This is a genomic window from Rhodopseudomonas rhenobacensis (genome assembly GCF_014203125.1).
In the GTDB taxonomy this organism is placed as follows: domain Bacteria; phylum Pseudomonadota; class Alphaproteobacteria; order Rhizobiales; family Xanthobacteraceae; genus Rhodopseudomonas_A; species Rhodopseudomonas_A rhenobacensis.
Window position 1 is genome coordinate 33758 of the sequence record NZ_JACHIH010000032.1, and the last position, 24743, is coordinate 58500.

At 64.7% G+C, this 24743-nt stretch carries 23 protein-coding genes; 10 read left to right on the forward strand and 13 right to left on the reverse strand.

Annotated elements, in window-relative coordinates; genetic code table 11:
* Window positions 1-46 precede the first annotated feature (46 nt).
* From HNR60_RS19760 to HNR60_RS19770, 3 genes are all read right to left on the reverse strand, one after another.
* On the reverse strand, window positions 47-274 hold the full coding sequence (locus tag HNR60_RS19760) for a F0F1 ATP synthase subunit C (RefSeq protein WP_009796340.1): 228 nt from the start codon (window positions 272-274) through the stop codon (window positions 47-49).
* A 38-nt stretch (window positions 275-312) separates the two neighbouring features.
* Entirely contained in the window at window positions 313-1062 is a 750-nt protein-coding gene (locus tag HNR60_RS19765) for a F0F1 ATP synthase subunit A (protein WP_184261207.1), read from the reverse strand.
* Window positions 1063-1159: 97 nt separating this feature from the next.
* Window positions 1160-1528, reverse strand: coding sequence for an AtpZ/AtpI family protein (locus HNR60_RS19770; RefSeq protein WP_184261210.1), 369 nt, complete (start codon window positions 1526-1528; stop codon window positions 1160-1162).
* A gap of 277 nt (window positions 1529-1805) precedes the next feature.
* On the opposite strand from HNR60_RS19770, the gene HNR60_RS19775 reads away from it, so the two are divergent.
* From HNR60_RS19775 to HNR60_RS19785, 3 genes are read left to right on the forward strand one after another with little or no spacing between them, the layout of a single operon-like run.
* Entirely contained in the window at window positions 1806-2432 is a 627-nt protein-coding gene (locus HNR60_RS19775) for a 2-hydroxychromene-2-carboxylate isomerase (protein ID WP_184261214.1), read from the forward strand.
* A 36-nt stretch (window positions 2433-2468) separates the two neighbouring features.
* Window positions 2469-3062 (forward strand): hypothetical protein, encoded by a 594-nt coding sequence (locus HNR60_RS19780; protein ID WP_184261217.1) that lies wholly within the window; start codon window positions 2469-2471, stop codon window positions 3060-3062.
* Between the two features lie 43 nt (window positions 3063-3105).
* On the forward strand, window positions 3106-3579 hold the full coding sequence (locus tag HNR60_RS19785) for a secondary thiamine-phosphate synthase enzyme YjbQ (RefSeq protein WP_184261220.1): 474 nt from the start codon (window positions 3106-3108) through the stop codon (window positions 3577-3579).
* 352 nt (window positions 3580-3931) lie between these two features.
* Here HNR60_RS19785 and HNR60_RS19790 read toward each other — a convergent pair whose 3' ends face one another.
* A complete protein-coding gene (locus HNR60_RS19790; RefSeq protein ID WP_184261223.1) occupies window positions 3932-5596 on the reverse strand; it encodes an MFS transporter in 1665 nt (554 codons plus the stop codon).
* Window positions 5597-5920: 324 nt separating this feature from the next.
* On the opposite strand from HNR60_RS19790, the gene HNR60_RS19795 reads away from it, so the two are divergent.
* Entirely contained in the window at window positions 5921-6592 is a 672-nt protein-coding gene (locus HNR60_RS19795; RefSeq protein ID WP_184261226.1) for a response regulator transcription factor, read from the forward strand.
* A gap of 197 nt (window positions 6593-6789) precedes the next feature.
* Here the strand turns inward: HNR60_RS19795 and HNR60_RS19800 are convergent, their stop codons facing one another.
* The 4 genes from HNR60_RS19800 to HNR60_RS19815 all read right to left on the reverse strand — a co-directional run bounded on the left by HNR60_RS19800 (window position 6790) and on the right by HNR60_RS19815 (window position 13932).
* The gene (locus HNR60_RS19800; protein ID WP_184261229.1) at window positions 6790-10299 is read right to left on the reverse strand and encodes a hybrid sensor histidine kinase/response regulator; all 3510 of its coding nucleotides are present in this window, start codon (window positions 10297-10299) and stop codon (window positions 6790-6792) included.
* 211 nt (window positions 10300-10510) lie between these two features.
* Window positions 10511-11740, reverse strand: a complete 1230-nt coding sequence (gene hemA, locus HNR60_RS19805; protein WP_184261232.1) for a 5-aminolevulinate synthase — start codon at window positions 11738-11740, stop codon at window positions 10511-10513.
* A 192-nt stretch (window positions 11741-11932) separates the two neighbouring features.
* Window positions 11933-12997 carry an MBL fold metallo-hydrolase gene (locus tag HNR60_RS19810; RefSeq protein ID WP_184261235.1) on the reverse strand — a complete coding sequence of 355 codons (1065 nt, stop codon included), beginning with the start codon at window positions 12995-12997 and terminating at the stop codon, window positions 11933-11935.
* A gap of 242 nt (window positions 12998-13239) precedes the next feature.
* Window positions 13240-13932, reverse strand: coding sequence for an outer membrane protein (locus HNR60_RS19815; protein ID WP_184261238.1), 693 nt, complete (start codon window positions 13930-13932; stop codon window positions 13240-13242).
* A 529-nt stretch (window positions 13933-14461) separates the two neighbouring features.
* On the opposite strand from HNR60_RS19815, the gene HNR60_RS19820 reads away from it, so the two are divergent.
* From HNR60_RS19820 to HNR60_RS19845, 6 genes are all read left to right on the forward strand, one after another.
* Complete coding sequence (locus HNR60_RS19820; protein ID WP_184261282.1) at window positions 14462-15220, forward strand: metal ABC transporter ATP-binding protein; 759 nt, start codon at window positions 14462-14464, stop codon at window positions 15218-15220.
* A gap of 2 nt (window positions 15221-15222) precedes the next feature.
* On the forward strand, window positions 15223-16098 hold the full coding sequence (locus HNR60_RS19825) for a metal ABC transporter permease (RefSeq protein WP_184261241.1): 876 nt from the start codon (window positions 15223-15225) through the stop codon (window positions 16096-16098).
* Between the two features lie 11 nt (window positions 16099-16109).
* Window positions 16110-16991 carry a metal ABC transporter substrate-binding protein gene (locus HNR60_RS19830; RefSeq protein ID WP_184261244.1) on the forward strand — a complete coding sequence of 294 codons (882 nt, stop codon included), beginning with the start codon at window positions 16110-16112 and terminating at the stop codon, window positions 16989-16991.
* 51 nt (window positions 16992-17042) lie between these two features.
* Window positions 17043-18095: a CobW family GTP-binding protein gene (locus tag HNR60_RS19835; RefSeq protein WP_184261247.1), complete on the forward strand. Its 1053-nt coding sequence runs from the start codon at window positions 17043-17045 to the stop codon at window positions 18093-18095.
* The gene (locus HNR60_RS19840) at window positions 18095-19114 is read left to right on the forward strand and encodes a WD40 repeat domain-containing protein (RefSeq protein ID WP_184261250.1); all 1020 of its coding nucleotides are present in this window, start codon (window positions 18095-18097) and stop codon (window positions 19112-19114) included. The genes HNR60_RS19835 and HNR60_RS19840 overlap by 1 nt, the downstream gene beginning before the upstream one ends.
* Before the next feature lie 89 nt (window positions 19115-19203).
* Entirely contained in the window at window positions 19204-19536 is a 333-nt protein-coding gene (locus HNR60_RS19845) for a hypothetical protein (protein ID WP_184261253.1), read from the forward strand.
* A 186-nt stretch (window positions 19537-19722) separates the two neighbouring features.
* Here the strand turns inward: HNR60_RS19845 and HNR60_RS19850 are convergent, their stop codons facing one another.
* From HNR60_RS19850 to HNR60_RS19870, 5 genes are all read right to left on the reverse strand, one after another.
* On the reverse strand, window positions 19723-21159 hold the full coding sequence (locus HNR60_RS19850) for a homospermidine synthase (RefSeq protein ID WP_184261256.1): 1437 nt from the start codon (window positions 21157-21159) through the stop codon (window positions 19723-19725).
* Between the two features lie 75 nt (window positions 21160-21234).
* Window positions 21235-21624 (reverse strand): RidA family protein, encoded by a 390-nt coding sequence (locus HNR60_RS19855; protein ID WP_184261259.1) that lies wholly within the window; start codon window positions 21622-21624, stop codon window positions 21235-21237.
* Between the two features lie 258 nt (window positions 21625-21882).
* Window positions 21883-22068, reverse strand: a complete 186-nt coding sequence (locus HNR60_RS19860) for a hypothetical protein (protein ID WP_184261262.1) — start codon at window positions 22066-22068, stop codon at window positions 21883-21885.
* Window positions 22068-22658, reverse strand: coding sequence for a GNAT family N-acetyltransferase (locus HNR60_RS19865; RefSeq protein ID WP_184261265.1), 591 nt, complete (start codon window positions 22656-22658; stop codon window positions 22068-22070). The genes HNR60_RS19860 and HNR60_RS19865 overlap by 1 nt, the downstream gene beginning before the upstream one ends.
* A gap of 228 nt (window positions 22659-22886) precedes the next feature.
* Entirely contained in the window at window positions 22887-24029 is a 1143-nt protein-coding gene (locus HNR60_RS19870) for a type III PLP-dependent enzyme (RefSeq protein ID WP_184261268.1), read from the reverse strand.
* Between the last annotated feature and the right edge of the window lie 714 nt (window positions 24030-24743).

Here is a 24743-nt window from a genome sequence, read left to right on the forward strand (position 1 = left end):
GGCCCAAACGCTAGCGTCTCGAGACTCGACGTCTCTTAGACTTGGCTCAGAGGGCGAACAGCAGCAACAGCGCGATCAGCAGCGAGAAGATGCCGAGCGCTTCGGTCACGGCGAAGCCGAAGATCAGGTTGCCGAACTGGCCCTGAGCGGCCGAGGGATTGCGCACCGCAGCGGCGAGGTAGTTGCCGAAGATGATGCCCACGCCGGCGCCGGCGCCACCCATGCCAATGCAGGCAATACCAGCACCAATGTACTTCGCGGCAATCGGATCCATGAAACGCTCCTGTTGGGGTTTGGCTTGAGAGATCGGGCTTAGTGGCCCGCGTGCAACGCATCGTTGAGATAGATGCAGGTGAGGATGGCGAAGACGTAGGCCTGGAGAAACGCGACCAGCAGCTCGAGCGCGGTCAGCGCGATCACCATGCCGAGCGGCAGCACGGCGCCGAAATAGCCGGCGATGCCGAGGCCCGCCAACAGCGGAATGAAGCTCGCGAACACCTTCAGCGCGATATGGCCGGCCAGCATGTTGGCGAACAGACGCACCGAATGCGAGATCGGCCGCAGGAAGAAGGAGAACACCTCGATGAACACCACCAGCGGCAGGATGAACACCGGCACGCCGGAGGGCACGAAGATTTTGAAGAAACCCAGGCCGTTCTTGTAGAAGCCGTAGATCACCACCGTGAAGAACACCAGGAACGCCAGGGCGGCGGTGACGATGATGTGGCTGGAAATGGTGAAGGTGTAGGGGATGATCCCGACCATGTTCGAGACCATGATGAACATGAACAGCGAGAACACCAGGGGGAAGAACTTGAGGCCCTCGACGCCGGCGGTCGACCGGATCGTGTTGGCGACGAATTCGTAAGACAACTCCGCCAGCGACTGGATCCTGCCCGGCACCATCTGCCGGCCCGCCGAGCCGCCGATCATCAGCAGCGAAATCAGCGCCACCGCGACCAGCATGTAGGCGGATGAATTGGTAAAGGCGATCTCCTGATTGCCGATATGGCCGATCGTGAAGATCTTCTCGACGTTGAACTGGTGAATCGGATCAATCATCCGCGCGGCATCTCTCGGTCCACCGGCAAGGCCGGCACAGTGACATCAATCGTCAAGCAAAATCGTCAAGCAGCGCGTCCGTCGGCGCGTGGCCTGGTCAGGAGCCGCGCCTCGCGGACCGTATCAGGTTGATCATGCCGGCCAGGAAGCCGAGCAGGAAGAACACGATCAGTCCGAAGGGCGAAGTCGACAGCAAACGGTCGAAACCCCAACCAATTCCAGCCCCAGCAACAACACCCACGACCAGTTCGGAGGAAAGCTGAAAGCCGCGCGCCAAGGCCGAGGCCCGGGCTTGTGCGTTCTCACTTCCTGTTCCGGATTGGTCCGCCTGGATTTTTCGGCTGTCCCGGGATTGGGCCAACCGTTGCTCCAGGCTTCCGAGCCTTGCGGAAAGCGCAGCTTCCTCGGGGGACGGAGTGTCGTGGCTTCCATCGCGTCGTCCGCCGTGACCCGTGTCGTCCGTCATGATGTGGAGACCCGAACCAAGCCGCGGTTGATGGAAATAACGCCCCGTTCACCCTCAAAAGCCGCGCGGACCATACTGACCGCATAAAGCCAAGTCAAGATTGCCGGACAACCGTGTAGTTCGTTGATTTGCTTGATTTTATTGCGGAAAATCGAAAACGCCCGGCGCCAAACGTCGCACTGCAGCAGTTGCACCGCGACGGCATCCGCCTTGCACGTTGCGATCGGCTCTGCTCGGATGAAGCCGGACTTTTACTTCCATCGCTCCGGACCCCCGCATGTCTCAAGCCATCGACTATTATTTCTCGCTGCCGTCGCCGTGGGCCTATCTCGGCCATGGGCCGTTTGCCGAGCTCGTAAGTGCCTACGATCTCAAGGTGAATTACAAGCCGGTGGTGCTGGTCGAATTGTTCGCGGAAACCGGCGGGATGCCGTTGGGGAAGCGCCATCCGGCGCGGCAGCGCTACCGGATGCTCGAGCTGCAACGTTGGCGCGCCAAGCGCGGGCTGGATTTTCACCTCCACCCCAAGCACTGGCCGTTCGATTCGCGGCTCGCCGATGGCGTGGTGATCGCGGCGTGCGAAGACGGCCGCGATCCCGATGGATTTCTGCGGAGGGCCTACGCCGCAGTGTGGGAAGCCGAGCTTGATCTGGCCGATCCGGCGACGCTGATCGAGCTTGCCGATCAGGCCCGCCTGCCCGGCGCGGCCCTGGTCGAGCGCGCCGCCAGCGCGGCGATCGGCGGGATCTATGACCAGAACCGGCAGGATGCGATCGCCGCCGATGTGTTCGGCTCGCCCGCCTATGTGCTGAACGGCGAGGTGTTCTGGGGCCAGGACCGCATCGCGCTGTTGGCCGACGCGTTGAAATCCGGCCGCGCCCCCTTCCACTGGCAGGCTGTCTGACCCAGATTGAAGCCAGGGGCGAGCGGAGGTGTGACGATGACGGCAAAGCCAACGCTGGTACAGTTGCCCACAGCTAGATTTCGCGGCGGCGTGCTGGCCGGCGCGCTGCTGGTGCTGCCGGCCGCAGCGGCGGCGCAGTCGGCGCCCGACACCGAGAACGGCCGCTACACGCTGTCGCCCGCCCGCGATGGGGTGATTCGGCTCGACACCCGGACCGGAACGGCGTCGATCTGCGCGGACAAGGGCAATGGCTGGGCCTGCCAGGTGATGCCGGACGAGCGCGCCGCGTTCGATACCGAGATCGGCCGGCTGCAGCGCGATGCCGATCGGCTCAAGGCCGAGCTCGACACCGCCAAGAGCGACAATCAGCAGCTGCGGCAGGACAACGAGGCACTCAAGGCCCAGCTCGCGCAGCGCGAGCCGCCCGGCAAGATCGACGAGTCGTTGCCGAAGGGCGATTCCCTGAAGACACCGGGGATCACCTGCAAGGACGGCGAACGCAAGCTGGAAATCCCGCTGCCGAGCGACCGCGACCTCGACCGCCTCACCGCGTTCATCGAGCACGCCTGGCGGAAGCTGATCGACCTCGCCAACCGGATGCAAAAAGACACCGGCGACGGCAAGATTTGAGCGGCGATCGCGCCGATTTTCCCAGCGGAGCCGCGAGGACATCATGACATCTCCGAAAGCCCTGTCGCGCGCGGTGCTGTCGCGCGTCGTCGCCAATGTGGTCGCCTCGACCGTGCTGACGGTGCGAACGCAGGGCTCGGGCTTCGTCGATATCACCAGCGAGGTCGGCAAATTCATCGCCGAGGCGGAGGCGCGCGAAGGCACCGCCTCGCTGTTCATCCGCCACACCTCGGCGTCGCTGACGGTGCAGGAAAACGCCGATCCCTCCGTGCTCACCGACCTGATGACGGTGTTGCAGACATTGGCGCCGGAAGCCGCGAACTGGACCCATGACAGCGAGGGTCCCGACGACATGCCGGCGCATGTCAAAACCATGCTGACCGCGACCTCGCTGCAGATCCCGGTGCTCGCAGGAAAGCTCGCGCTCGGCACCTGGCAGGCGATCTACCTGATCGAGCATCGCCGCCGGCCGCACGCCCGCGAGGTGGTGCTGCAGTTCGTCGGCGCGGGGCGCTGAGCTGCTCATGGGTTACGCGGCGCGATAAGCGGCTCATGGGTTAGCTGGCAACCAACTTTCTCCACGCGGTCATTCCGGGGCGCGAGCCCTTGGGCGAGCGAACCCGGAATCTTGCCGCGGGATCGGTGTCAGCACCTGCCGCGAGATTCCGGTTTCGCTCGCGCTGACGCTCTCGCGCCCCGGAATGACGGCTGATGATCGTGAACCGCTCGAATGCTCGTTCGTTGCCCGTCATCATTTCTGATCGCGCGACCATTTCGCCACGATGCGCAAACGCAAAACGGCCGCGGATTGCGCCGCGGCCGTTGCAAATCTTGCAGTGATCCGGCGGCACGCCGCCGGATCGTTGCGCTCAGCGGTGGCTGATATCGACGTTCTTGGTCTCCGGCATGAAGATCAGGCCGACGACGAAGGTGATCGACGCGAAGATGATCGGGTACCACAGGCCGGCGTAGATATCGCCGGTCGAGGCCACGATCGCGAACGCGGTCGCCGGCAGCAAGCCGCCGAACCAGCCGTTGCCGATATGGTAGGGCAGCGACATCGAGGTATAGCGGATCCGGGCCGGGAACAGTTCGACCAGCATCGCCGCGATCGGCCCGTAGACCATGGTGACGAACAGCACCAGGATGAACAGCAGCCCGATCACCGCAGCCGCCTGCGGCTTGAAGATGTCGAACGGGTTCGACATCTTCACGATCTCGGCGTTGCCCGCCTTCGGATAGCCGGCGCCCTGAACCGCCGCCAGCACCGCCGGGTTGGAGGTCTTGGCGTCGACATAGGGAACCTCGGTGCCGTTGACCATCACCTTGACGCCCGAACCGGCCGGACCATACGAGGTCGAGTACTTCACCGAGGACTGCGCGAGGTAGGCGCGGGCGGTGTCGCAAGGCGCGGTGAACACCCGGGTACCGACCGGGTTGAACAGATCGCCGCACAGCGCGGGATCGGACACAACCTCGACCTTCACCGACTCGATGGCCTTTTCCAGCGCCGGGTTGGCGTTGGACGTGATCATCCGGAAAACCGGGAAGAAGCTCAACGCTGCAATCAGGCAGCCCGTCAGGATGATCGGCTTGCGACCGATCTTGTCCGACAGCCAGCCGAAGAAGATGAAGAAGCCGGTCCCGAACAGCAGCGACCAGGCAATCAACAGGTTGGAAGTGTAGCCGTCGACCTTGAGGATCGATTGCAGGAAGAACAGCGCGTAGAACTGACCGGTGTACCACACCACGCCCTGGCCCATGGTGCCGCCGATCAACGCGATCAGCACGATCTTGGCGTTGCCCCAGTTCGCGAAGGCTTCGGTCAAGGGCGCTTTCGAGCTCTTGCCTTCGTCCTTCATCTTCTGGAAGATCGGCGATTCATTCAGCTTCAGCCGGATCCAGACCGAGACGCCGAGCAACAGCACCGAGACCAGGAACGGAATTCGCCAGCCCCAGGCGGCAAATTCAGGCTCGCCGAGAATCGTGCGGGTGAACAGGATCACGATCAGCGAAAGAAACAGTCCGAGCGTGGCCGTGGTCTGGATGAACGAGGTGTAGTAGCCGCGCTTGCCGGGTGGCGAATGCTCGGCGACATAGGTTGCCGCACCGCCATACTCGCCGCCGAGGGCGAGACCCTGCAGCAGCCGCAGGCCGATCAGGATGATCGGCGCCGCGATGCCAATGGTCGCCGCATTGGGCAGCAGGCCGACGATGAAGGTCGAAATGCCCATGATCAGGATGGTGATCAGGAAGGTGTATTTGCGGCCGACGATGTCGCCGATCCGACCGAACACGATCGCCCCGAACGGGCGGACCAGGAAGCCCGCGGCAAAGGCGAGCAAGGCGAAGATGTCGCGGGTGGCGGGCGGATAGGCGCTGAAGAATTGCGCGCCGATGATGCTGGCCAGCGAACCGTAAAGGTAAAAATCATACCACTCGAACACCGTGCCGAGTGATGACGCGAGAATGACGAAACGTTCGTCCTTCGTCATTCCTCCCGTACGGGCTGGTGCAACCGCAATCGTCGACATGTCTGAACGTCCTCCCCATGGTGTTTCGAGTCAAAGCTCTTATCTGCGCGCCCGATCTCAGCCGGAGTGATGCGCAGAATTGCGAGCACGGTATCATCGGGTCTAAATTTCGCCCAATACGACTTTCGGCCCGGTAGCCCGCCCCTGAAAGTTGTGATGCAGTGCAGCAGATTCCGCGCTGCAGCGCGAAGATCAACATACCACGTTAAGTGTAGAAAATTGTTTGCTTGCCAGACGTGTGCGGTCGGGCGAGTATTGCACACATGTGATTTTCCCCGCGTCTTGCGTGCGGGACGCGCGCAGTTCTAACCGCCGTCAGAGTAAATGACCCCCACAGCCAGCACGCACCTCATCATCGCCGATGATCATCCGCTATTTCGTGACGCCCTGCGTCTCGCCGTCGCAAGCGTCGTTCCGACCGCCAAGATCGGCGAGGCCGGCACTTTCGAGGAGCTGACCGCGATCCTGGAGCAGGATGCCGACGTCGACCTGGTGCTGCTCGACTTGTCGATGCCGGGGATCAGCGGGTTCTCCGGACTAATTTACCTGCGGGCGCAATATCCGGCGATCCCGGTGGTGGTGGTGTCGGCCAGCGACGACGTCGGCACGATCCGCCGCTCGCTGGATTTCGGCGCCTCCGGCTTCGTGCCGAAGCGGTTCGGGGTCGAAAAGCTCAAGGACGCGATTCAGAAGGTGCTGGACGGCGACGTCTGGGTGCCGCCGGATATCGACCTCAACGCCGCCGCCGACCCGGAAATGACCAAGCTGCGCGACCGGCTGATCACGCTGACCCCGCAGCAGGTGCGGGTGCTGATGATGTTGTCGGAAGGGCTGCTCAACAAACAGATCGCCTACGAACTCGGCGTCTCGGAAGCCACCATCAAGGCCCACGTCTCGGCGATCCTGCAGAAGCTCGGGGTCGAAAGCCGGACCCAGGCGGTGATCGCCGCCGCGAAAATCTCCGGCAGCCAATGGCGCCAGGATACCCCGCAGTAAGCTGCCCCGCCGCAGTTTGCGCGCAGGCTTTCAACTTCATTCGACGGCAAACCACCGTTTCCGCGGTCATTCCGGGGCGCGGGCCGCCTTGGCGGCGAGCGAACCCGGAATCTTGCGGCAGGCAAGAGGTCGCCGGCGCGGCGAGATTCCGGGTTCGCTCGCAGCTTCGCTGCTCTCGCCCCGGAATGACCGGGTGATTATTCCGCCGCCGCCACGTTCTGCTGCGCCCGCCATTGCCCGAGCAGCGCGCGCAATGACGCCGCCTTCACCGGCTTGTTCAACACCGAGATATTGTCGTCGCGCGCCGCAGCCCGCACCCGCGGACTGCGATCGGCGGTGATCAGGATCGCCGGGATCTCCTCGCCGAATCGGTGGCGGATGTCGCGGATGCCGGCGATGCCGTTGCCGCGATCGAGGTGATAATCGACCAACAGGCCGGTGACCGGCCGGCCAGCGGCCTCGATCGCCTTGATGGCGGCTTCCGGGTCAGCCACCGCGATCACCTCGGCGCCCCAGGTGGTCAGCAGCGTCTTCATGCCGTCGAGGATCGCCGGATCGTTCTCGATACAGGCCACCAGGATGCCGGCCATCGAGGCCCGCGACAGCGGGGTGGCGCTGGTCACCGCGGCGGTGTGGTTGACCATGTCGGCGATCTGCACCGTCACCGAGAAGAACGAGCCGCCGCTCTTGTTGGAATCGATCGCGATGCCGTGGTTCAGCACCCGCGCCAGCCGCTCGACGATCGATAGCCCCAACCCGAGCCCGCGGGCGATCCGCGCGCCCTGCTCCAGCCGGTGAAACTCCTTGAAGATCTCGCCGCGTTTCAGGATCGGGATGCCGACGCCGGTGTCGTAGATGCCGATCTGCAGCGACTGGCCGCGGCGCCGGCAGCCGACCAGCACCTTGCCCTGCGGGGTGTATTTGATGGCGTTGGAAATCAGGTTCTGCATCAGCCGGCGCAGCAGCAGCCGGTCGGATTCCACCGGCAGCAGGCACGGCACGAAGGTCAGCTTCAAGCCCTTGGCGCGGGCGATCGGGGCGAATTCGATTTCCAGCGAGCGCATCAGATCGCCGATCACGAAGCTCGACAGCGACGGCGTCATCGCCCCGGCATCGAGCCGCGAGATGTCCAAGAGCGCGCCGATGATCTCCTCGATCGCCTCCAGCGATTCGTCGATGTTCTCCACCAGTTTGGCGTCGTCGCCGCCGCTCTGGCGTTCGACCAGGCTGGTGACGTAGAGCCGCGCGGCGTTGAGCGGCTGCAGGATGTCGTGGCTGGCGGCGGCGAGAAACCGGGTCTTGGAGATGTTGGCCTCTTCGGCCGTGCTCTTGGCGAGAGCCAGCGCCGAATTCAGCCGCGTCAGTTCCTCGGTGCGGTCGCGCACCCGCTTTTCAAGCGTGGCGTTGGCGCGCTCCAGCGCCTCGGCGGCCTCGAAGCTCGGGGTGACGTCGGAGAAGGTGATCACGAGGCCGCCGTCGGGCATCCGGTTGGCGCGCACCTCGATCACCAAATGGCGATCCTGCATCCGCTCGATATAGGGCGCGCCTTCGGTGGTGTAGGCGGCGAGCCGGATCTGCGTCTGCAGTTCGCTGTCGCTGAAGCCGGGCGCGCTGAGCGAGAGGAATTCCAGAATCTCGGTGAGCGGAATGCCGATCTGCACGATATGCGGCGGCAGCCCGAGGATCTCGCCGAACTGCCGGTTGGAGCAGATCAGCTGCAGATCCGGGTTGAACACCGCGATGCCCTGCCGCACGTGGTTCAGCGCGGTCTGCAGGATCTCGCGGTTGAAATGCAGCGCGGCGTGGGAATCGTCGAGCAGTTTCAGCGCCGCTTCCGCCGACACCGTGCGCTTGCGCAGCAGCAGCGACAGCACCAGCCGCGACGACGCCGCGCCGATCGACGAGGCGATTAGATGCTCGGCGTGCTGCAGCAGCTCGAAATCGGCCGGCGCCGTCGGCTCGATATTGACCCGCCGGCTCGCCGCGAACGCGCGGAACGCCTCGCCCGCCCGCTCCGGCCCGAGATATTGCGCGACCGCGCCCAGGATATCCGCCACCGTCACCGTCGAGCGCCAGCGCCGGAATGCCGGCGCCATCGGCTTCAGCGCCGCCGGCACGAACACCGCGGCCTGCAGCCGTTCGATCGAGGACGGCTGCTTCCACAGCGACAGCGCCACATAAGCCAGGATGTTCAGCGACAGGCTCCACAGCACGCCGTGCAGCAAGGGCGGCAGATCGGCGCCGAACAGCGCCCGCGGTCGCAGCGCTTCGATGCCGAACGGGCCATGCTGCAGCAGCAGCACGCCTGCGGTGTTGCCGTCGAGGAAGCTCGGCATGAACAGCGTATAGGCCCAGACCGCAAAGCCGATCAGCATGCCGCCGATGGCGCCGCGCGCGGTTGCCCGGCGCCAGATCAGCCCGCCGAAAAACGCCGGCGCGAACTGCGCGATGGCGGCGAACGACAACAGCCCGATTGCCGCCAGTTGGGTGTTGCCGAGCGCGCGGAAGTACAAATACGCCATGATCAGGATGGCGAAGATCGCCACCCGCCGCACCGTGAGCAGGAACGAGCCGTAGTTGCGCTCGTCGTCGCGCGGGGTGGCGCCGCGCTTCAGCACCAGCGGCATCACCAGGTCGTTCGACACCATCACCGCCAGCGCCACGCATTCGACGATCACCATCGCGGTCGCCGCCGACAGCCCGCCGATGAACACCGCGATGCTGAGATACGGCGCGTTGGCCTCAAGCGGCAGCGCCAGCACGTACATGTCGCTGTCCACCGCGCCGAACGGGAAGGTGATCAATCCGGCCAGCGCGATCGGGATCACGAACAGGTTGATGGCGATCAGATACAGCGGGAACAGCCAGCGGGCGCGGCTGACCTCGGCGCTGCTCGAATTCTCCACCACGCTGACGTGGAACTGGCGCGGCAGCAGCAGGATGGCGAAGGACGACAGCAGCACCATGGTGAGGAAATTGCCGCTGGACGGCACGTAGTCGATGGCGCGGACCGCCTCCGGGGTCTTCATCGCCCGTTCGATCAATTCGTGCGGGCTGAACATCCAGAAGGTGACGAAGGCGCCCGCGGCGATGAAGGCGACCAGCTTGACGATCGATTCGGTGGCGACCGCGAGCATCAGGCCGTGCTGGTGTTCGGTGGCGTTGGTCTGCCGCGTGCCGAACAGCACCGCGAACAGCGCCATGGTCAGCGCCACGATCAGCGCGATGTCGCCGACGATCGGCATGCTCGACATCACCTGATCGTCGCCGAGGATGGTCTGCAGCGAGGACGCCACCGCCTTGAGCTGCAGCGCGATGTAGGGCACCGAGCCGACGATGGCGATGATCGCCACGGTCGCCGCCACCGCCTGGCTCTTGCCGTAGCGCGCGGCGATGAAGTCGGCGATCGAGGTGATGTTCTGCGACTTGGCGAGATCGATCACCCGGCGCAGCAGCGGCGCGCCGAACGCGACCATCAGAATCGGGCCGATATAGATCGCCAGGAAATCGACGCTGCTGCGGCTGGCCACGCCGACCGATCCGAAGAACGTCCACGACGTGCAGTAGATTGCCAGCGAGAGCGGATAGATCAGGGTGCCGAAGCGCTGGCGCTGCGCCTGCGACAGCCGGTCGCCGTAGCTCGCAACCAGAAACAGGAAGCCGATATAGCCGAACGCGGCCGCGATCACGCCCCAATCGTGCAGCATCGCGTTTGCTCCCTCCAGAGAACGTCGGCGGACATGGCCACCGCCCGGCCCGCGCCAGGACTCTCTAGCGCGTCGGACCAGCGCAGGCGACAGGCATTTTGCCTATCGCGGCTGCGGACGTCAGGAAGGCTGCGATCGCTGCGAGGCGGCCTATTCGGCCGCCATCAAGCCGCGCGGCGGCCTATTCGGCCGCCATCAAGCCGGAGGCGGCCTATTCGGCCGCCATGGACTTGGCGCCGAGCGGCAGATCGAGCTGCTCCCACACCATCACCAGCGCTTCGGCCAAGCGATCGATCAGGCCGTCGTCGTGATACGGCGACGGCGTGATGCGCAGCCGTTCCTTGCCCTTGGCGACGGTCGGATAGTTGATCGGCTGCAGATAGATGCCGTGCTCCTCGATCAGGATATCGCAGGCCTTCTTGCAGCGCTCGGCGTCGCCGACGAACACCGGCACGATGTGGGTGTCGGTCGGCATCACCGGCAGGCCGGCGGCGCTGAGGATCGCCTTGACGCGCGCGGCGCGGTCCTGGTGACGCTCGCGCTCCCAGCTCGAGGTCTTCAGGTGCTTGATCGCGGCGGTCGCGGCGGCGCAGATCGCCGGCGGCAGCGCGGTGGTGAAGATGAAGCCCGGCGCGTAGGAGCGCACCGCGTCGACCACCTTCGACTTGCCGGCGATGTAGCCGCCGAGGCAGCCATAGGCCTTGGCCAGCGTGCCTTCCAGGATGTCGATGCGGTGCATCACGCCGTCGCGCTCCGCGATGCCGGCGCCGCGCGGGCCGTACATGCCGACCGCGTGGACTTCGTCGCAATAGGTCATCGCGCCGTATTTCTCGGCGAGATCGCAGATCTTGGCCATCGGCGCGACGTCGCCGTCCATCGAATACAGGCTCTCGAACGCGATCAGCTTCGGCCGGTCCGGACCGGCGGTCTTCAAGAGCTCTTCGAGATGCGCGACGTCGTTATGGCGCCACACCACGCGCTCGCAGCCGGACTGCCGGATGCCTTCGATCATCGAATTGTGGTTGAGGGCGTCGGACAGGATCAGGCAGTTCGGGATCAGCTTGGTCAGCGTCGAAATGCCGGTCTGGTTCGAGACGTAGCCCGAGGTGAACAGCAGCGCGGCTTCCTTGCCGTGCAGGTCGGCCAGTTCGGCCTCCAGCTGCACCAGCGGGTGATGGGTGCCGGCGATGTTGCGGGTGCCACCGGCGCCGGTTCCGAGCCGCGTCGCGGTCTCGACCATCGCGCCGACCACCTTCGGGTGTTGTCCCATCCCGAGATAATCGTTGGAGCACCAGATCACGACGTCGCGGGGCCCCGCCGGGGAATGCCACACCGCGTGCGGGAAACGGCCTGCCACGCGCTCGAGATCGGCGAACACGCGATAGCGGCGTTCATCATGCAGGCGGTCAAGCGCGTCACCGAAGAACTTTTCATAATTCATCACAATGAGACCTGATGCGGACATTCGCGACCTAGCGTCGCAACCCTATTAGAGCCCTTCCAGCTTTGATGTCGAGCCGAATCAGCCCGTTGAGAATGCACACTTCGACCAAGTGGTTTGCCCAGGTCGCAGGACAAAACTTGACCCATATCAATGCGGTAGCTGGTATTATTTGCCTTGCCTATCGGCCGATCAGATGCTTTTGAAGCGCAGCAGACCGTCGCGGCGCTCGACCACCTTCAGCCGGTTTTCCGCCAGCATATAGTTGACATGGGCGATCAATTCGCCGGCCGCAAAGCCGGTCTGATGCGCGTCCAGCACATGCTTGTTGAACACCACCGGCACCAGATCGGCCGAGGTCATCGCGGTTTTGCGGCAGGCCTGCGCGATCAGATCGCAGCGCTCCTGATGATGCTCCGACAATTGCGCGATCCGCGCCTTGACGCCGTAGAACGGCACGCCATGGCCCGGCAGCACCAACACGTCGTCCGGCAGCGTGTCGGCGAGGTGCTTCAGGGAACGCAAATAGGCCCCCAGCGCATTTTCGTCCGGCTCATGCGCCCAGACGCTGACATTGGGCGAAATCTTGCTCAGCACCTGGTCGGCCGACAGGAACAGCTTGTCGGCGGCGCAATACAGCATCACCTGATCCGGTGAATGGCCAGCGCCGGTGATGATCCGGAAACTGCGCGCGCCGATCGCGATCTCGTCGCCATGCGACAGCCGACGATACGCCGCCGGCATCGCAGCGGTCTTCTTCAAATAATCCTGGCCGCGACCGACCAGCTGCATGGCGATCGAATCGTCCATGCCGTGGCGGCGGAAAAACCGCAGCGAGTTCTGCACCCGCTCTTCGGTCCGACGGTTCTGATGATAGACGCCCTGCAGATATTCGATCTGCGACATGTAGAACGGACATTGGAACCGCTCGACGATCCAGCCGGCCAGACCGAGATGATCGGGATGCGCGTGGGTGACGATCAGGCGGCTGATCCTGACCTTGGCCAACGCCCCCTCGAACAGCGCGGTCCACGCCGCGATGGTCGCCTCATTGCCGAAACCGCTGTCGATCATCGCCCAGCCGTCGCCGTCGGCGACAAGGTAGATGTTCACATGGTTGAGGCGAAACGGCAGCTTGAGCCGCAGCCACAACACGCCGGGCGCGACTTCGACCACCTGCTCCGCACCGGGATGGCTGTCCCAGGGGTAGCGCAGGGCTTCGACCGACTCTGGGATGGTCTCAGTTTTTGAATGCATTCGATAGGCGCGCTCTTGGATCGCGGTTTCTCCCAATTACCGGCTTAGCGGTGCAAAGCCGGCCGCGCCAGCCGAAACTCGCCGCCATCGCGGCGCCACGCGCCGTGGGTCAGCATAGGAGCCATGCGTTAAACAAGAAGCCAGCTGGCCTTCCGCGACGCGGAATGCCGACAACAAAAAGGGCCGGCGCGAGGCCGACCCTTTCCGTCTGTTCGATCCGGTGAAGGACCGATTAGTTCAGATCAATACTTGGCGACGACCGGGCCACCCCAGTTGAAGCGGTAGTTCAGGCCGGCCTTGACCACGTGCTCGTCGTTCTTGAACGAGAAGCCGCCGAAATCGACGTTGCCGAAGTCATAGTACTGATATTCGATCTTGCCCGACCAGTTCTGGGCGAACAGGTATTCCAAGCCGGCACCGACGGTGTAGCCGTCGCTCTTGCTGGAGACAGCGGCGCCAATACCACCCAGGGTGACAGTGGTGTCGTAGTCGGCGAAGGCATAACCGCCCTTGGCGTACAGCAGCGCCGGACCCCAGGTGTAGCCGATGCGGCCGGTGACCGAGCCGAGGCCCTTCTGCTTGTCGCTGAACGAGTAGGGGCCGACGAGAACCGGATCGGTGCCCTGATCGAGCCAGCTGTACTGGGCTTCAACACCGAGCACCCAGTTCGGGGCGAACTGATAGTCGTAGCCGCCCTGCACACCGCCGAGGAACGTGCCGTCGGAACCGCGGGTTGCGCCGGTGCCGATGCTGTCGTCGCCGACGAAGGCGCCGCCGACGTGACCACCGATGTAGAAGCCGGTCCAGTTGTAGATCGGGGCGGCGACGTAAGCCGGGGCCTTGGTGTAGGTGCGGGCGCCGAGGTCGGCGGCGAAGGCCGGGACCGTCGCGGCCATGGCGACGAGGGCCACGGTACCAAGCAGGAACTTCTTCATTATCTTTCTCCAGATCACTTGCAGAGGAGCCGTCGGTGGCTCCGTCTCACAAATGCATAAACGCCTTTGTCTAAAAATGCTGTCACCCATCCGCCACAGTGGATTTCGAAGTAACCTCATGAGGGACCTGAAAAATTTGTGCTTAATGGAGCCCTAAACAAACCTTAATGACGCCTTAATTTGCGGCCCTCCGGCCGCCTTGGAACTGGGCATTAACTCATTTTGCCTGCCGCGACGGCAACTTCGCGCGACGTCTTCTGCATTCTCCGCGGCGTCGGGGCGATTTTGCCTTGTAATGTTATATTATAACATCTAGCTTCGCCGCCGTCAGAGGATTTACGATGTCGCCGCCCCATTCGCACAGCCATTCGGAGGCCGGATCTGCCGGCCATCACCACGCAGCGGCCGCGCCGCACCCCTCGCAATCCCCGCCGTGGTCGATTCTCCGCATGACGGTGGCGGCGAGGCTCGGCGTCGCACTCGTTATGAGTGCGATGCTGTGGGCTTTCGTTTTGACGGCGATGCGCTGATGCCGGCCCAGCTCTCCTTTCATAATGTCACGCTGGGTTACGACCGCCATCCGGCGGTGCACCATCTCGACGGCGAGGTGGCGCCCGGCGCCTTGCTGGCGGTGGTCGGCCCCAACGGCGCCGGCAAGTCGACGCTGTTTCGCGGCATCGTCGGCATCGTCAAGCCGCTGACCGGCGCCATCAGCCTCGGCGGGCTCGACGTGCGCGACATCGCCTATCTGCCGCAGATCGCCGATATCGACCGCAGCTTTCCGATCTCGGTGTTCGATTTCGTCGGCACCGGACTGTGGCGCCACACCGGCATGTTCGGCGGACTCGGCCGGCGCGAACGCGACGCCATTCTTCAGGCGCTGGCGGCGGTCGGCCTCACCGGCTTCGAGAAACGCACCATCGGCACGCTGTCCGGCGGCCAGATGCAGCGCATCCTGTTCGCCCGCGTGCTGCTGCAGGACGCCAGCGTCATCGTGCTGGACGAGCCGTTCAACGCCATCGACGCCAAGACCTCAGCCGATCTGGTCGGTCTGGTGCAGCGCTGGCACACCGAGCAGCGCACCGTGCTGGCGGCGCTGCACGACATGGATCTGGTGCAGGCGCATTTTCCTGAGACCTTGCTGCTGGCACGCAGCGTGGTGGCCTGGGGCGAGACCGCGCAGGTGCTGACGCCCGACAATCTCGGCCGCGCGCGACGGATGTGCGAGGCGTTCGACGACACCGCCGAAGCCTGCGCCGGCGACGCGCCGCGTCCACAGGCGGCCTGACCATGGATACGCTTTATCAAGCGCTGATCGCGCCGTTTACCGAATTCGAATTCATGCGCCGCGCGCTGGCGGGCGTGCTGGCGCTGGCGCTTGGCGGCGCGCCGATCGGCGTGTTTCTGATGTTGCGGCGGATGTCGCTGGCGGGCGACGCCATGGCGCACGCCATCCTGCCCGGCGCCGCGGTCGGCTTCCTGCTGTCAGGCCTCAATTTGTTCGCGATGACGTTCGGCGGCTTGATCGCCGGCTTCGCGGTGGCGATCCTGTCCGGCGTGGTGTCGCGCGCCACCGAACTCAAGGAAGACGCCTCGCTGGCGGCGTTCTATCTGGTGTCGCTGGCGCTCGGCGTCACCATCGTCTCGATGAAGGGCAGCAACATCGATCTGTTGCACGTGCTGTTCGGCAACATCCTGGCGATGGACGATCAGACCCTGTTGGTGATCGCCTTCAACGCCACGTTGACGCTGTTGGTGTTGGCGGTGATCTTCCGGCCGCTGGTGATCGAATGCGTCGATCCGGTGTTTTTGCGCAGCGTCAGCCGCTCAGGTGGCCCGGCGCATCTGATCTTTCTGGCGCTGGTGGTGATCAATCTGGTCAACGGCTTCCACGCGCTCGGCACGCTGCTCGCGGTCGGCTTGATGATTCTGCCGGCGGGAATCGCGCGGTTCTGGTCGCGCGACATCACCGGCATGATCCTGATCGCGGTCGCGAGCGCCATGGTCTCCGGCTACGCCGGGCTGGTGCTGTCGTTCCAGAGCAAAGTGCCGTCGGGGCCCGCGATCATCCTGATGGCGGCGCTCATCTATCTCTTCTCGGTGCTGTTCGGCTCGGCCGGCGGCATCCTCCGGCGGCTGTTTCCCGGCCGTCATCTCGAAGCCTGAACGGAGACACCATGCGACGCTTTTGGCAGACCGCAACGCTCGTCCTGACCGCGCTGACCGCGGCAATTCCCGCTCATGCGCAGGACCGCATCAATGTGGTGGCGAGCTTCTCGATCCTCGAGGATTTCGTCCGCAACGTCGGTGGCGATCGCATCCAGCTCGCCACGCTGGTCGGCCCGGGCGGCGACGCGCATGTCTATACGCCGACGCCGGCGGACGCCAAGAAGATCACCGATGCCAAGCTGGTGATTATCAACGGCCTCGGCTTCGAAGGCTGGTTGCCGCGGCTGGTCAAATCCTCCGGCGGCAAGGCCGAGGTCGCCACCGCCAGCAAAGGCATCACACCGCGCAAGCTCGAAGGCCACGCCGATCCGCACGCCTGGCAGGCGGTGGGCAACGCCAAGATCTACGTCGCCAACATCCGTGACGCGCTCGCCGCCGCCGATCCCGCCGGCGCCGACGCCTACCGCACCAACGCCGACGGCTACCTCGCCAAGCTCGACGCGCTGGACGGCGAGGTCCGTGCCGCCATCGCCCAAATCCCGCCCGCGCGTCGCAAGGTGATCTCCACCCACGACGCCTTTGGCTACTTCGCCGAGGCCTACGGCATCGCCTTTATCGCACCGCAGGGCGTTTCCACCGAATCCGAGATCAGCGCCAAGGACATCGCCCGCATCATCAAACAGGTGAAGGCGGAGAAACTGCCGGCGGTGTTCCTGGAGAGCATCAGCGACCCGCGGCTGATGCGCCGGATCGCCGCGGAGACCGGCGCCAAGGTCGGCGGTTCGCTGTATTCCGACAGCCTGACCGATGAAAAGGGCGAAGCCCCCACTTACATTGATATGGTCAGGTACAATATAAAGACGCTGACGAGCGCGCTGACCACCGAGTAAGGGACTGCCCTGGCTCCGGCGCGACTCAACCAGAATCCCGCCGGAGTCATGATGTCTGAACTCACTACTGCAAAAATTCCCGTGACCGTGCTGACCGGCTATCTCGGCGCCGGCAAGACCACCCTCCTCAACCGCATCCTGTCGGAAAACCACGGCAAGAAATACGCGGTGATCGTCAACGAATTCGGCGAAATCGGCATCGACAACGATCTCATCATCGGCGCCGATGAAGAAGTGTTCGAGATGAACAACGGCTGCATCTGCTGCACCGTGCGCGGCGATCTGGTGCGCATCCTCGGCGGCCTGATGAAGCGCAAAGGCAAGTTCGACGCCATCATCGTCGAGACGACTGGCTTGGCCGATCCCGCTCCGGTGGCGCAGACCTTCTTCGTCGACGAGGACGTGCAGAACGCAGCGCGGCTCGACGCCGTGGTGACGGTGGCGGACGCCAAATGGCTCAGCGAACGGCTGAAGGACGCGCCGGAAGCCAAGAACCAGATCGCCTTCGCCGACGTCATCGTGCTGAACAAGACCGATCTCGTCAGCAAGGCCGAGCTCGCCGAAGTCGAAGCGCGGATCCGCGCCATCAACCCCTACGCCAAGCTGCATCGCACCGAGCGCTGCCAGGTCGCGCTCGCCGACGTGCTGGAGCGCGGCGCCTTCGATCTCGACCGCATCCTGGAGCTTGAGCCGCAATTCCTCGAAGCCGGCGACGATCATGACCATGATCATCACGATCACGATCATCACCACCATGATCACGGCCACGACCACAACCATGGCGGCCTGAAGCACTATCACGACGAGGACATGCAATCGCTGGCGCTGAAGAGCGACAAGCCGGTCGATCCCAAGAAATTCATGCCCTGGCTGCAGCAGCTGATCGCCGCCGAAGGCGGCAAAATCCTGCGCTCCAAGGGCATTCTGTCGTTCAGCGGCGACGACGACCGTTACGTGTTTCAGGGCGTGCACATGATGCTGGAAGGCGATCACCAGCGCGCCTGGAAGGACGGCGAAGCGCGGCAGAGCCGGCTCGTCTTCATCGGCCGCGACCTGCCCGAGCAGGTGATCCGCGACGGCTTCGAACAATGCATCGCCGCGTGATGGACGAGTTCGACCCCGCCGGACCGGCAGACTCCATCGCCTCGGTCACCGACCGGGTGCGCAGTTTCGATATTGGCGCGCCTGCAGGCGCCGTGTATTTTCTTGGGACCACGCTGGCCGTGGTCGGCGCCGAGGAAACCGTCACGCTGATCGACCGCGCCGGCGAGACTTCGCGCGTCGACGTCGGTAGCGGCGCGCTGTTGTGCGCGGCGTCCGACGGCAAGCGCCTGGTGATCGGCGGCGACGACGGCAAACTGAGCGCGCTGGATTCTTGTGGCAAACTTCAGGCACTCGCCACCGACCCGAAACGGCGCTGGATCGACAACGTCGCGCTGCATCCCGACGGCGCGATCGCCTGGTCGGTCGGTAAGGTCGCGTTCGTCCGCGGCACCAAGGGCGACGACAAATCCTTCGAGGTGCCGTCAACCGTCGGCGGTCTGGCGTTTGCGCCGAAGGGCATGCGGCTTGCGATTGCGCACTACAACGGCGTGACGCTGTGGTTTCCCAACATGGCGGCGAATGCCGAAATGCTGGAATGGGCCGGCTCGCATCTCGGCGTGGTGTTCAGCCCGGACAACAAGTTTCTGGTCACCACCATGCACGAGCCGGCAATGCACGGCTGGCGGCTCGCCGATCAGCAACACATGCGGATGAGCGGCTATCCCGGACGGGTGCGCTCGATCTCCTGGACCGCCGGCGGCAAGGGTCTCGCCACTTCGGGGGCCGACAGCGTGATCGTCTGGCCGTTCGGCTCCAAGGACGGACCGATGGGCAAGCAGCCCTCGATGCTGGCGCCGTTGCAGGCGCGGGTCTCGGCGGTGGCCTGTCATCCCAAGCAGGACCTGCTGGCCGCGGGTTACAGCGACGGCACCGTGCTGATGGCGCGGATCACCGACGGCGCGGAAATTCTGGTGCGCCGCAACGGCAAGGGCGCGGTGTCGGCTCTGGCCTGGAGCGGCGACGGCGAAACGCTGGCGTTCGCGGCGGAAGACGGCGAGGCCGGCGTGCTGACTCTGTAGGGCGGCGCTTAACCGATTGTTAACGCCTGCTGGCCAGGGGAACTTTGCGGTTCGGCGCTCGTTGAATCCCGCACATCCGAGTGCAGGATATGACGAACCTCGAAAGGACACGCGCCTTGAAACGGGATTTGGTGCTCGCCGGACTGATGGTTGCGGCGGGACTGTCGATCTCTGCCGTGTCGTTTGCGCAATTGGCGGCGCAGTCTCCGAAGCTGGCGCAAGCGACCCAGCCGCTGCAATCGACGCCGGGCGCGGAAACCAAGCCGTCGGCGCCGAGCCAGCCGACCACCACCGGCGCCCGGCCGCACGAGACCGCGCCGCAGCCGGCAAGGCCCGATGCCGAGGCAATTGACTCCGGCGCCAAGCCGGCGCTGCCGCCGGCGCCCGCCGAAAAGGTCGGCGAACCGATTCCGGCGAAGTAGTAGAGCTACTCTACGCAGCGGGCGCGTCGACAGCTGCCAGCCATCGCCACGTCATGGCCGGGCTCGTCCCGGCCATCCACGTCAACATTGATGGCGTCACTTGTCGGCGTGGATGCCCGGGACAAGCCCGGGCATGACGAGGTGAATTCACTGCCCCATCATCCACGCTGACTTCGCAGCGCCGCCTCACCGCACCAGCACGTTGCGGAACTGCCAGGGATCGGACGTGTCGATGTCTTCCGGGAACAGGCCGGGGCGATCGGTGAGCGGGGTCCAGTCGGTGTAAAACCCTTTCACCGGGCCGAGATACGGCGTCTGCACTTCGAGGCAGCGGCGGAAGTCCAATTCGTCGGCTTCGACGATGCCGGCATGCGGATTTTCCAGCGCCCAGACCATGCCGGCCAGCACCGCGGAGGACACCTGCATGCCGGTGGCGTTCTGATACGGACAGACCTCGCGGGTTTCCTCGATCGACAGCTGCGAGCCGTACCAATAAGCGTTCTTGGCATGGCCGTAGACCAGCACGCCCAATTCGTCGATGCCGTCCTCGATCTCGTTTTCATCCAGGATGTGCCACTTCGGCTGCATCTTGCCGGTGGCGCCGAACATTTCGTGCAATGACAACACTGCATCGTTGGCCGGGTGATAGGCGTAGTGGCAGGTCGGGCGATACACCACGCTCTGGCCGTCGCGCACCGTGAAGTAATCGGCGATCGAAATCGATTCGTTGTGGGTGACCAGGAAGCCGTATTGCGCGCCGGGGGTCGGGCACCAGGAGCGCACGCGGGTGTTGGCGCCGGGCTGCAGCAGATAGATCGCGGCGCCGCAGCCTTCGGTATGGGTGCGGCCGTTGTCCGGCATCCAGGTCTCGTGCGTGCCCCAGCCGAGTTCGGCCGGCTGCATGCCCTCGGAGACGAAGCCTTCCACCGACCAGGTGTTGACGAACACGTTGATCGGCTTCGGCTTCTTGGAACGCTGGGTGTCGCGCTCGGCGATGTGGATGCCCTTGACGCCGAGCTTCTGCGCCAATTGGCCCCAGCCTTCGCGGCTCTTCGGCTCGTTGATCTCGGTGCCGGTGTCCTTGGCGATGTCCAAGAGCGCCTGCTTGACGAACCACGACACCATGCCGGGATTGGCGCCGCAGGTGGAGACCGCGGTGGTGGCGCCCTCGCCGGCCTTGGCCTTGGCGGCGAGCAGGGTCTCGCGCAGCGCGTAGTTGGAGCGCTTCTCGGGGCCGGCGCTCTTGTCGAAATAGAAGCCCAGCCACGGCTCGACCACGGTGTCGATATAGAGCGCGCCGATTTCCTGGCACATCGTCATGATGTCGACCGAGCCGGTGTCGACCGACAGGTTGACGCAGAAGCCCTGGCCGCCGCCTTCGGTCAACAGCGGGATCAGCAGTTCGCGGTAATTGTCCTTGGTCACCGCCGAGCTGATGAAGCGCACATCGTGCTTCTTGGCGAGTTCGCCGTCCTCGTGCGGATCGATGATGACGAAGCGCTGCTTGTCATAGTCGAAGTGCCGCTCGATCAAAGGCAGCGTGCCTTTGCCGATCGAGCCGAAGCCGATCATCACGATGGGGCCGGAAATCTTGGCGTGGATCTTGGCGGCGGGAGCGGGCATCGGCGAAATCTCCAGGAACAGCTATGGCGGCGACGCGATCGTCACCGCGCGGGATTGGGATAGGTGGGTTGAGGCTCAGGCCGCGCGGCGCTTGGCGGTGACTTCGATCTCGATCTTCATCTCCGGCTTGAACAGCGCCGCCACCGTGACGATGGTGCAGGCGGGACGGATCTCGCTGAGATGCTCGCCGCACACCGCGAACACCGCGTCGGCATCCTTGGGGTCGGTGATGTAGTAGGTCGCCCGCACTAGGTCGGCCAGCGCGAAGCCGGCTTCGACCAGCACGCCTTCGATGGTCTTGAACGCATTCTGTGTCTGCGCGGTGACGCCCTCCGGCAGCGTCATGGTGGCGTAGTCGAAGCCGGTGGTGCCGGAGAGGAAGACGAAATCGCCGTCGACCACGGCGCGGCTGTAGCCGGCGGTCTTCTCGAACGGCGATCCGGTGGAAATCAGGCGGCGGGACATGTCAGGAACCTTGCAACAGGGCGGGATGGGTTGGCGCAGGCAATGCCGCGTCTGCGCCGCCAAATCAAGCCGGAGATCGGGCTATTCGGCGGTTTCCGGCGGCAACGGCGGGTCGGACGACCTCAATGCCGTCATCGCGAGGAGCTCTTGCGACGAAGCAATCCAGGGCTCCACGCGAGGCCCCTGGATTGCTTCGCTGTCGGCCGGCGCTGTGCGCCGACCTCGGCTCGCAATGACGAAAGCCACGGATTTTGTCGGTCAGGAGGGGTCCGAAACCGCCGCCGATCGCCGCCGCGCCAGCACGTCGATGACGATCTTGATGGCGATCATGATCAGGATGATGGTCGTGATCGCCGGGCGGGTTTCACGGCGGCTGCGCGCGGCGAGACGCTCGCAATACATCTCGCCGCCGATCGGCTGCATGGCGTCAGCATCCCAGGCCATCACGCCGCCCGACGCAGTTGCCGACGACCGGCGCGCGCCGGCTTGGCGGCACGAACCGGCAGGCCGGTCGGCACGATCAGGCCGCAGGCGCCATCGAGCGCGCCGGCCCGCAACTCCAGGCCGAGCAGCCGGTGCCGCTCGAACGGGCCGGGCAGCGACAGCGCCTCGGCGACGGCGCGGGCGAAGCCGAATTTGGCGTAATACGGCTCGTCGCCGAGCAGGATCACCGCGCCATGGCCGAGCGCCTTCGCGGCCGCCAGCGCGTGCTGCATCAACGCCGCACCGATGCCGAGCGCGCGTACCGAGGGATCGACCGCCAGCGGGCCGAGCACCAGGGCGGAGCGGCCGCCGGCGTCGACGTTCCACAGCCGCACCGTGCCGACCAGCCGGCCGCGATGCATCGCCGAAAAGGCGAGGCCTTCGGCGGGCAAACGGCCGTCGCGAATCCGCTGGCAGGTGCGGGCATTGCGGCCCAGGCCGAAGCAGGCGTCGAGCAGCGCTTCGCGCGCCGCGACATCACTGGCGCGCTCGGCGCGGATCGCGACGGCCTGGTCGGAACGTGAAACGGCAAGCGTGGTCAATGCGGTCATGGCGGCCAGTCCCCACCCCGGGAACGCGTTTGAAAAAGCGGGGAATCCGCTGAGCGTGCGATTTGGAAGGCGCCAACGATAGGCGAGCGACTTCGTTCCCGCAGCACAGGGTCCCGCCTCGCCAACGCGGCGCGGCGTGTTGTCATCCGGATGGAAGGTGACGGGATGGGAGCCGGAACACCGGCTCCCGATTTTCTCGTTACGATCGTGGACCGATCGCGCGCGGCCTTAGATGTGGTAGGTCCGCAACGGCGGGAAACCGTTGAAGGCCACCGACGAGTAGGTCGACGTATAGGCCCCGGTGCCTTCGATCAGCAGCTTGTCGCCGATCTCGAGCGTCACCGGAAGCGGATACGGCAGCTTCTCATACATCACGTCGGCCGAATCGCAGGTCGGGCCGGCGAGCACGCAGGGCGTCATCTCCGCGCCGTCATGGCGCGACTTGATCGCGTAGCGGATCGACTCGTCCATCGTCTCGGCGAGACCGCCGAACTTGCCGATGTCGAGATAGACCCAGCGCGTATCGTCGTCGTCGCTCTTGGTCGAGATCAGAACGACTTCAGTCTCGATCACGCCTGCGTTGCCGACCATGCCGCGGCCCGGCTCGATGATGGTCTCCGGAATCGCGTTGCCGAAGTGCTTGCGCAGCGCCCGGAAGATCGAACGGCCGTACTGCACCACCGCCGGCACTTCCTTCAGGTACTTGGTCGGGAAGCCGCCGCCCATGTTGACCATCGAGAGATTGATGCCGCGCTCGGCGCAGTCACGGAACACCGACGACGCCATCGCCAGCGCACGATCCCACGCCTTCACCTTGCGCTGCTGCGAGCCGACATGGAACGAGATGCCATAGGCTTCCAGGCCGAGACGCTTGGCGAGGTCGAGCACGTCAACCGCCATCTCCGGATCGCAGCCGAACTTCCGCGACAGCGGCCACTCGGCGCCGGCGCAGTCGTACAGGATGCGGCAGAACACTTTCGAGCCGGGCGCGGCACGGGCGATCTTCTCGACTTCCGCGGTGCAATCCACCGAGAACAGCCGAATCCCGAGCGCGAAGGCGCGGCCGATGTCGCGTTCCTTCTTGATGGTGTTGCCGAACGAGATGCGGTCGGGGGTGGCGCCGGCATCCAGCGCCATCTGGATCTCCTGCACCGAGGCGCAGTCGAAGCACGAGCCCATCGAGGCCAACAGCGACAGCACTTCCGGCGCCGGGTTGGCCTTCACCGCGTAGAACACGCGGCTGTCCGGCAGCGCCCGGGCAAAGCTCTGGAAGTTGTCGCGCACGACTTCGAGGTCGACGACCAGGCACGGCTCGACGTCCTGACCTTCGTTGCGGCGCGCGCGAAGGAATTCCTGAATGCGATCGGTCATAGCACGCTCCCACGGCCCAGCGACGGGCTCGTTCAAACCAAAAACGTCTGATCCGAGCGCTGCAAACCCGACGCGCGATGGAGGCGCGACGAGCCTAAGAGCTCAGACAAACTGTGCTGCCGTTGGATTGGTTGGGAGATGCTCCCGCCCGCTCACCTGGCAATGAAGGACAAGCCTCTTCGGTAATCGCGCCGGCTGGTGGAAAGCCGGCAGAGACCAAAAAAGCCCGATCCGTCGTTGCTTTAAGTCGCGTCCCCCGTTGAGAGCGAGGTGCGCCGGTTCGCCTCCGGCTGCCAGTCACGGTTGCAAAAGACAAAGTCACCTTCAACGGCATCCCTTGAGAGAGATGCTGGCCACCCGATCTTTCGATCCGATGACCCTCGGCTTCTTCATCCCTTGGCGGCTGTCCGGCCTCTTGTCCGGATACCTACCGACTGACACACGACCACAGGCACGTGCGAAATTGGGCAAGACCGGAGATAGGTGCTTTAGTCCGGCTTCGCAAGATTTTTTTTGCCCTGACGATAAATTTCCCCGAGACGGCGCGACAGCGTTGCGCGCGCGCCACGAAAGCCGCCGCGAACATGAACGGATGTTCAAAGTACTTAACGTGTGATGAAGGAAACCAGCGCCCGCCAGGGGTTTCTTGCGCTATGAGGCCCGCGCGCGCGGCGCCGGCTGCGATCAGCTAAGCGCGGCGGGTGAGCGCGCCTA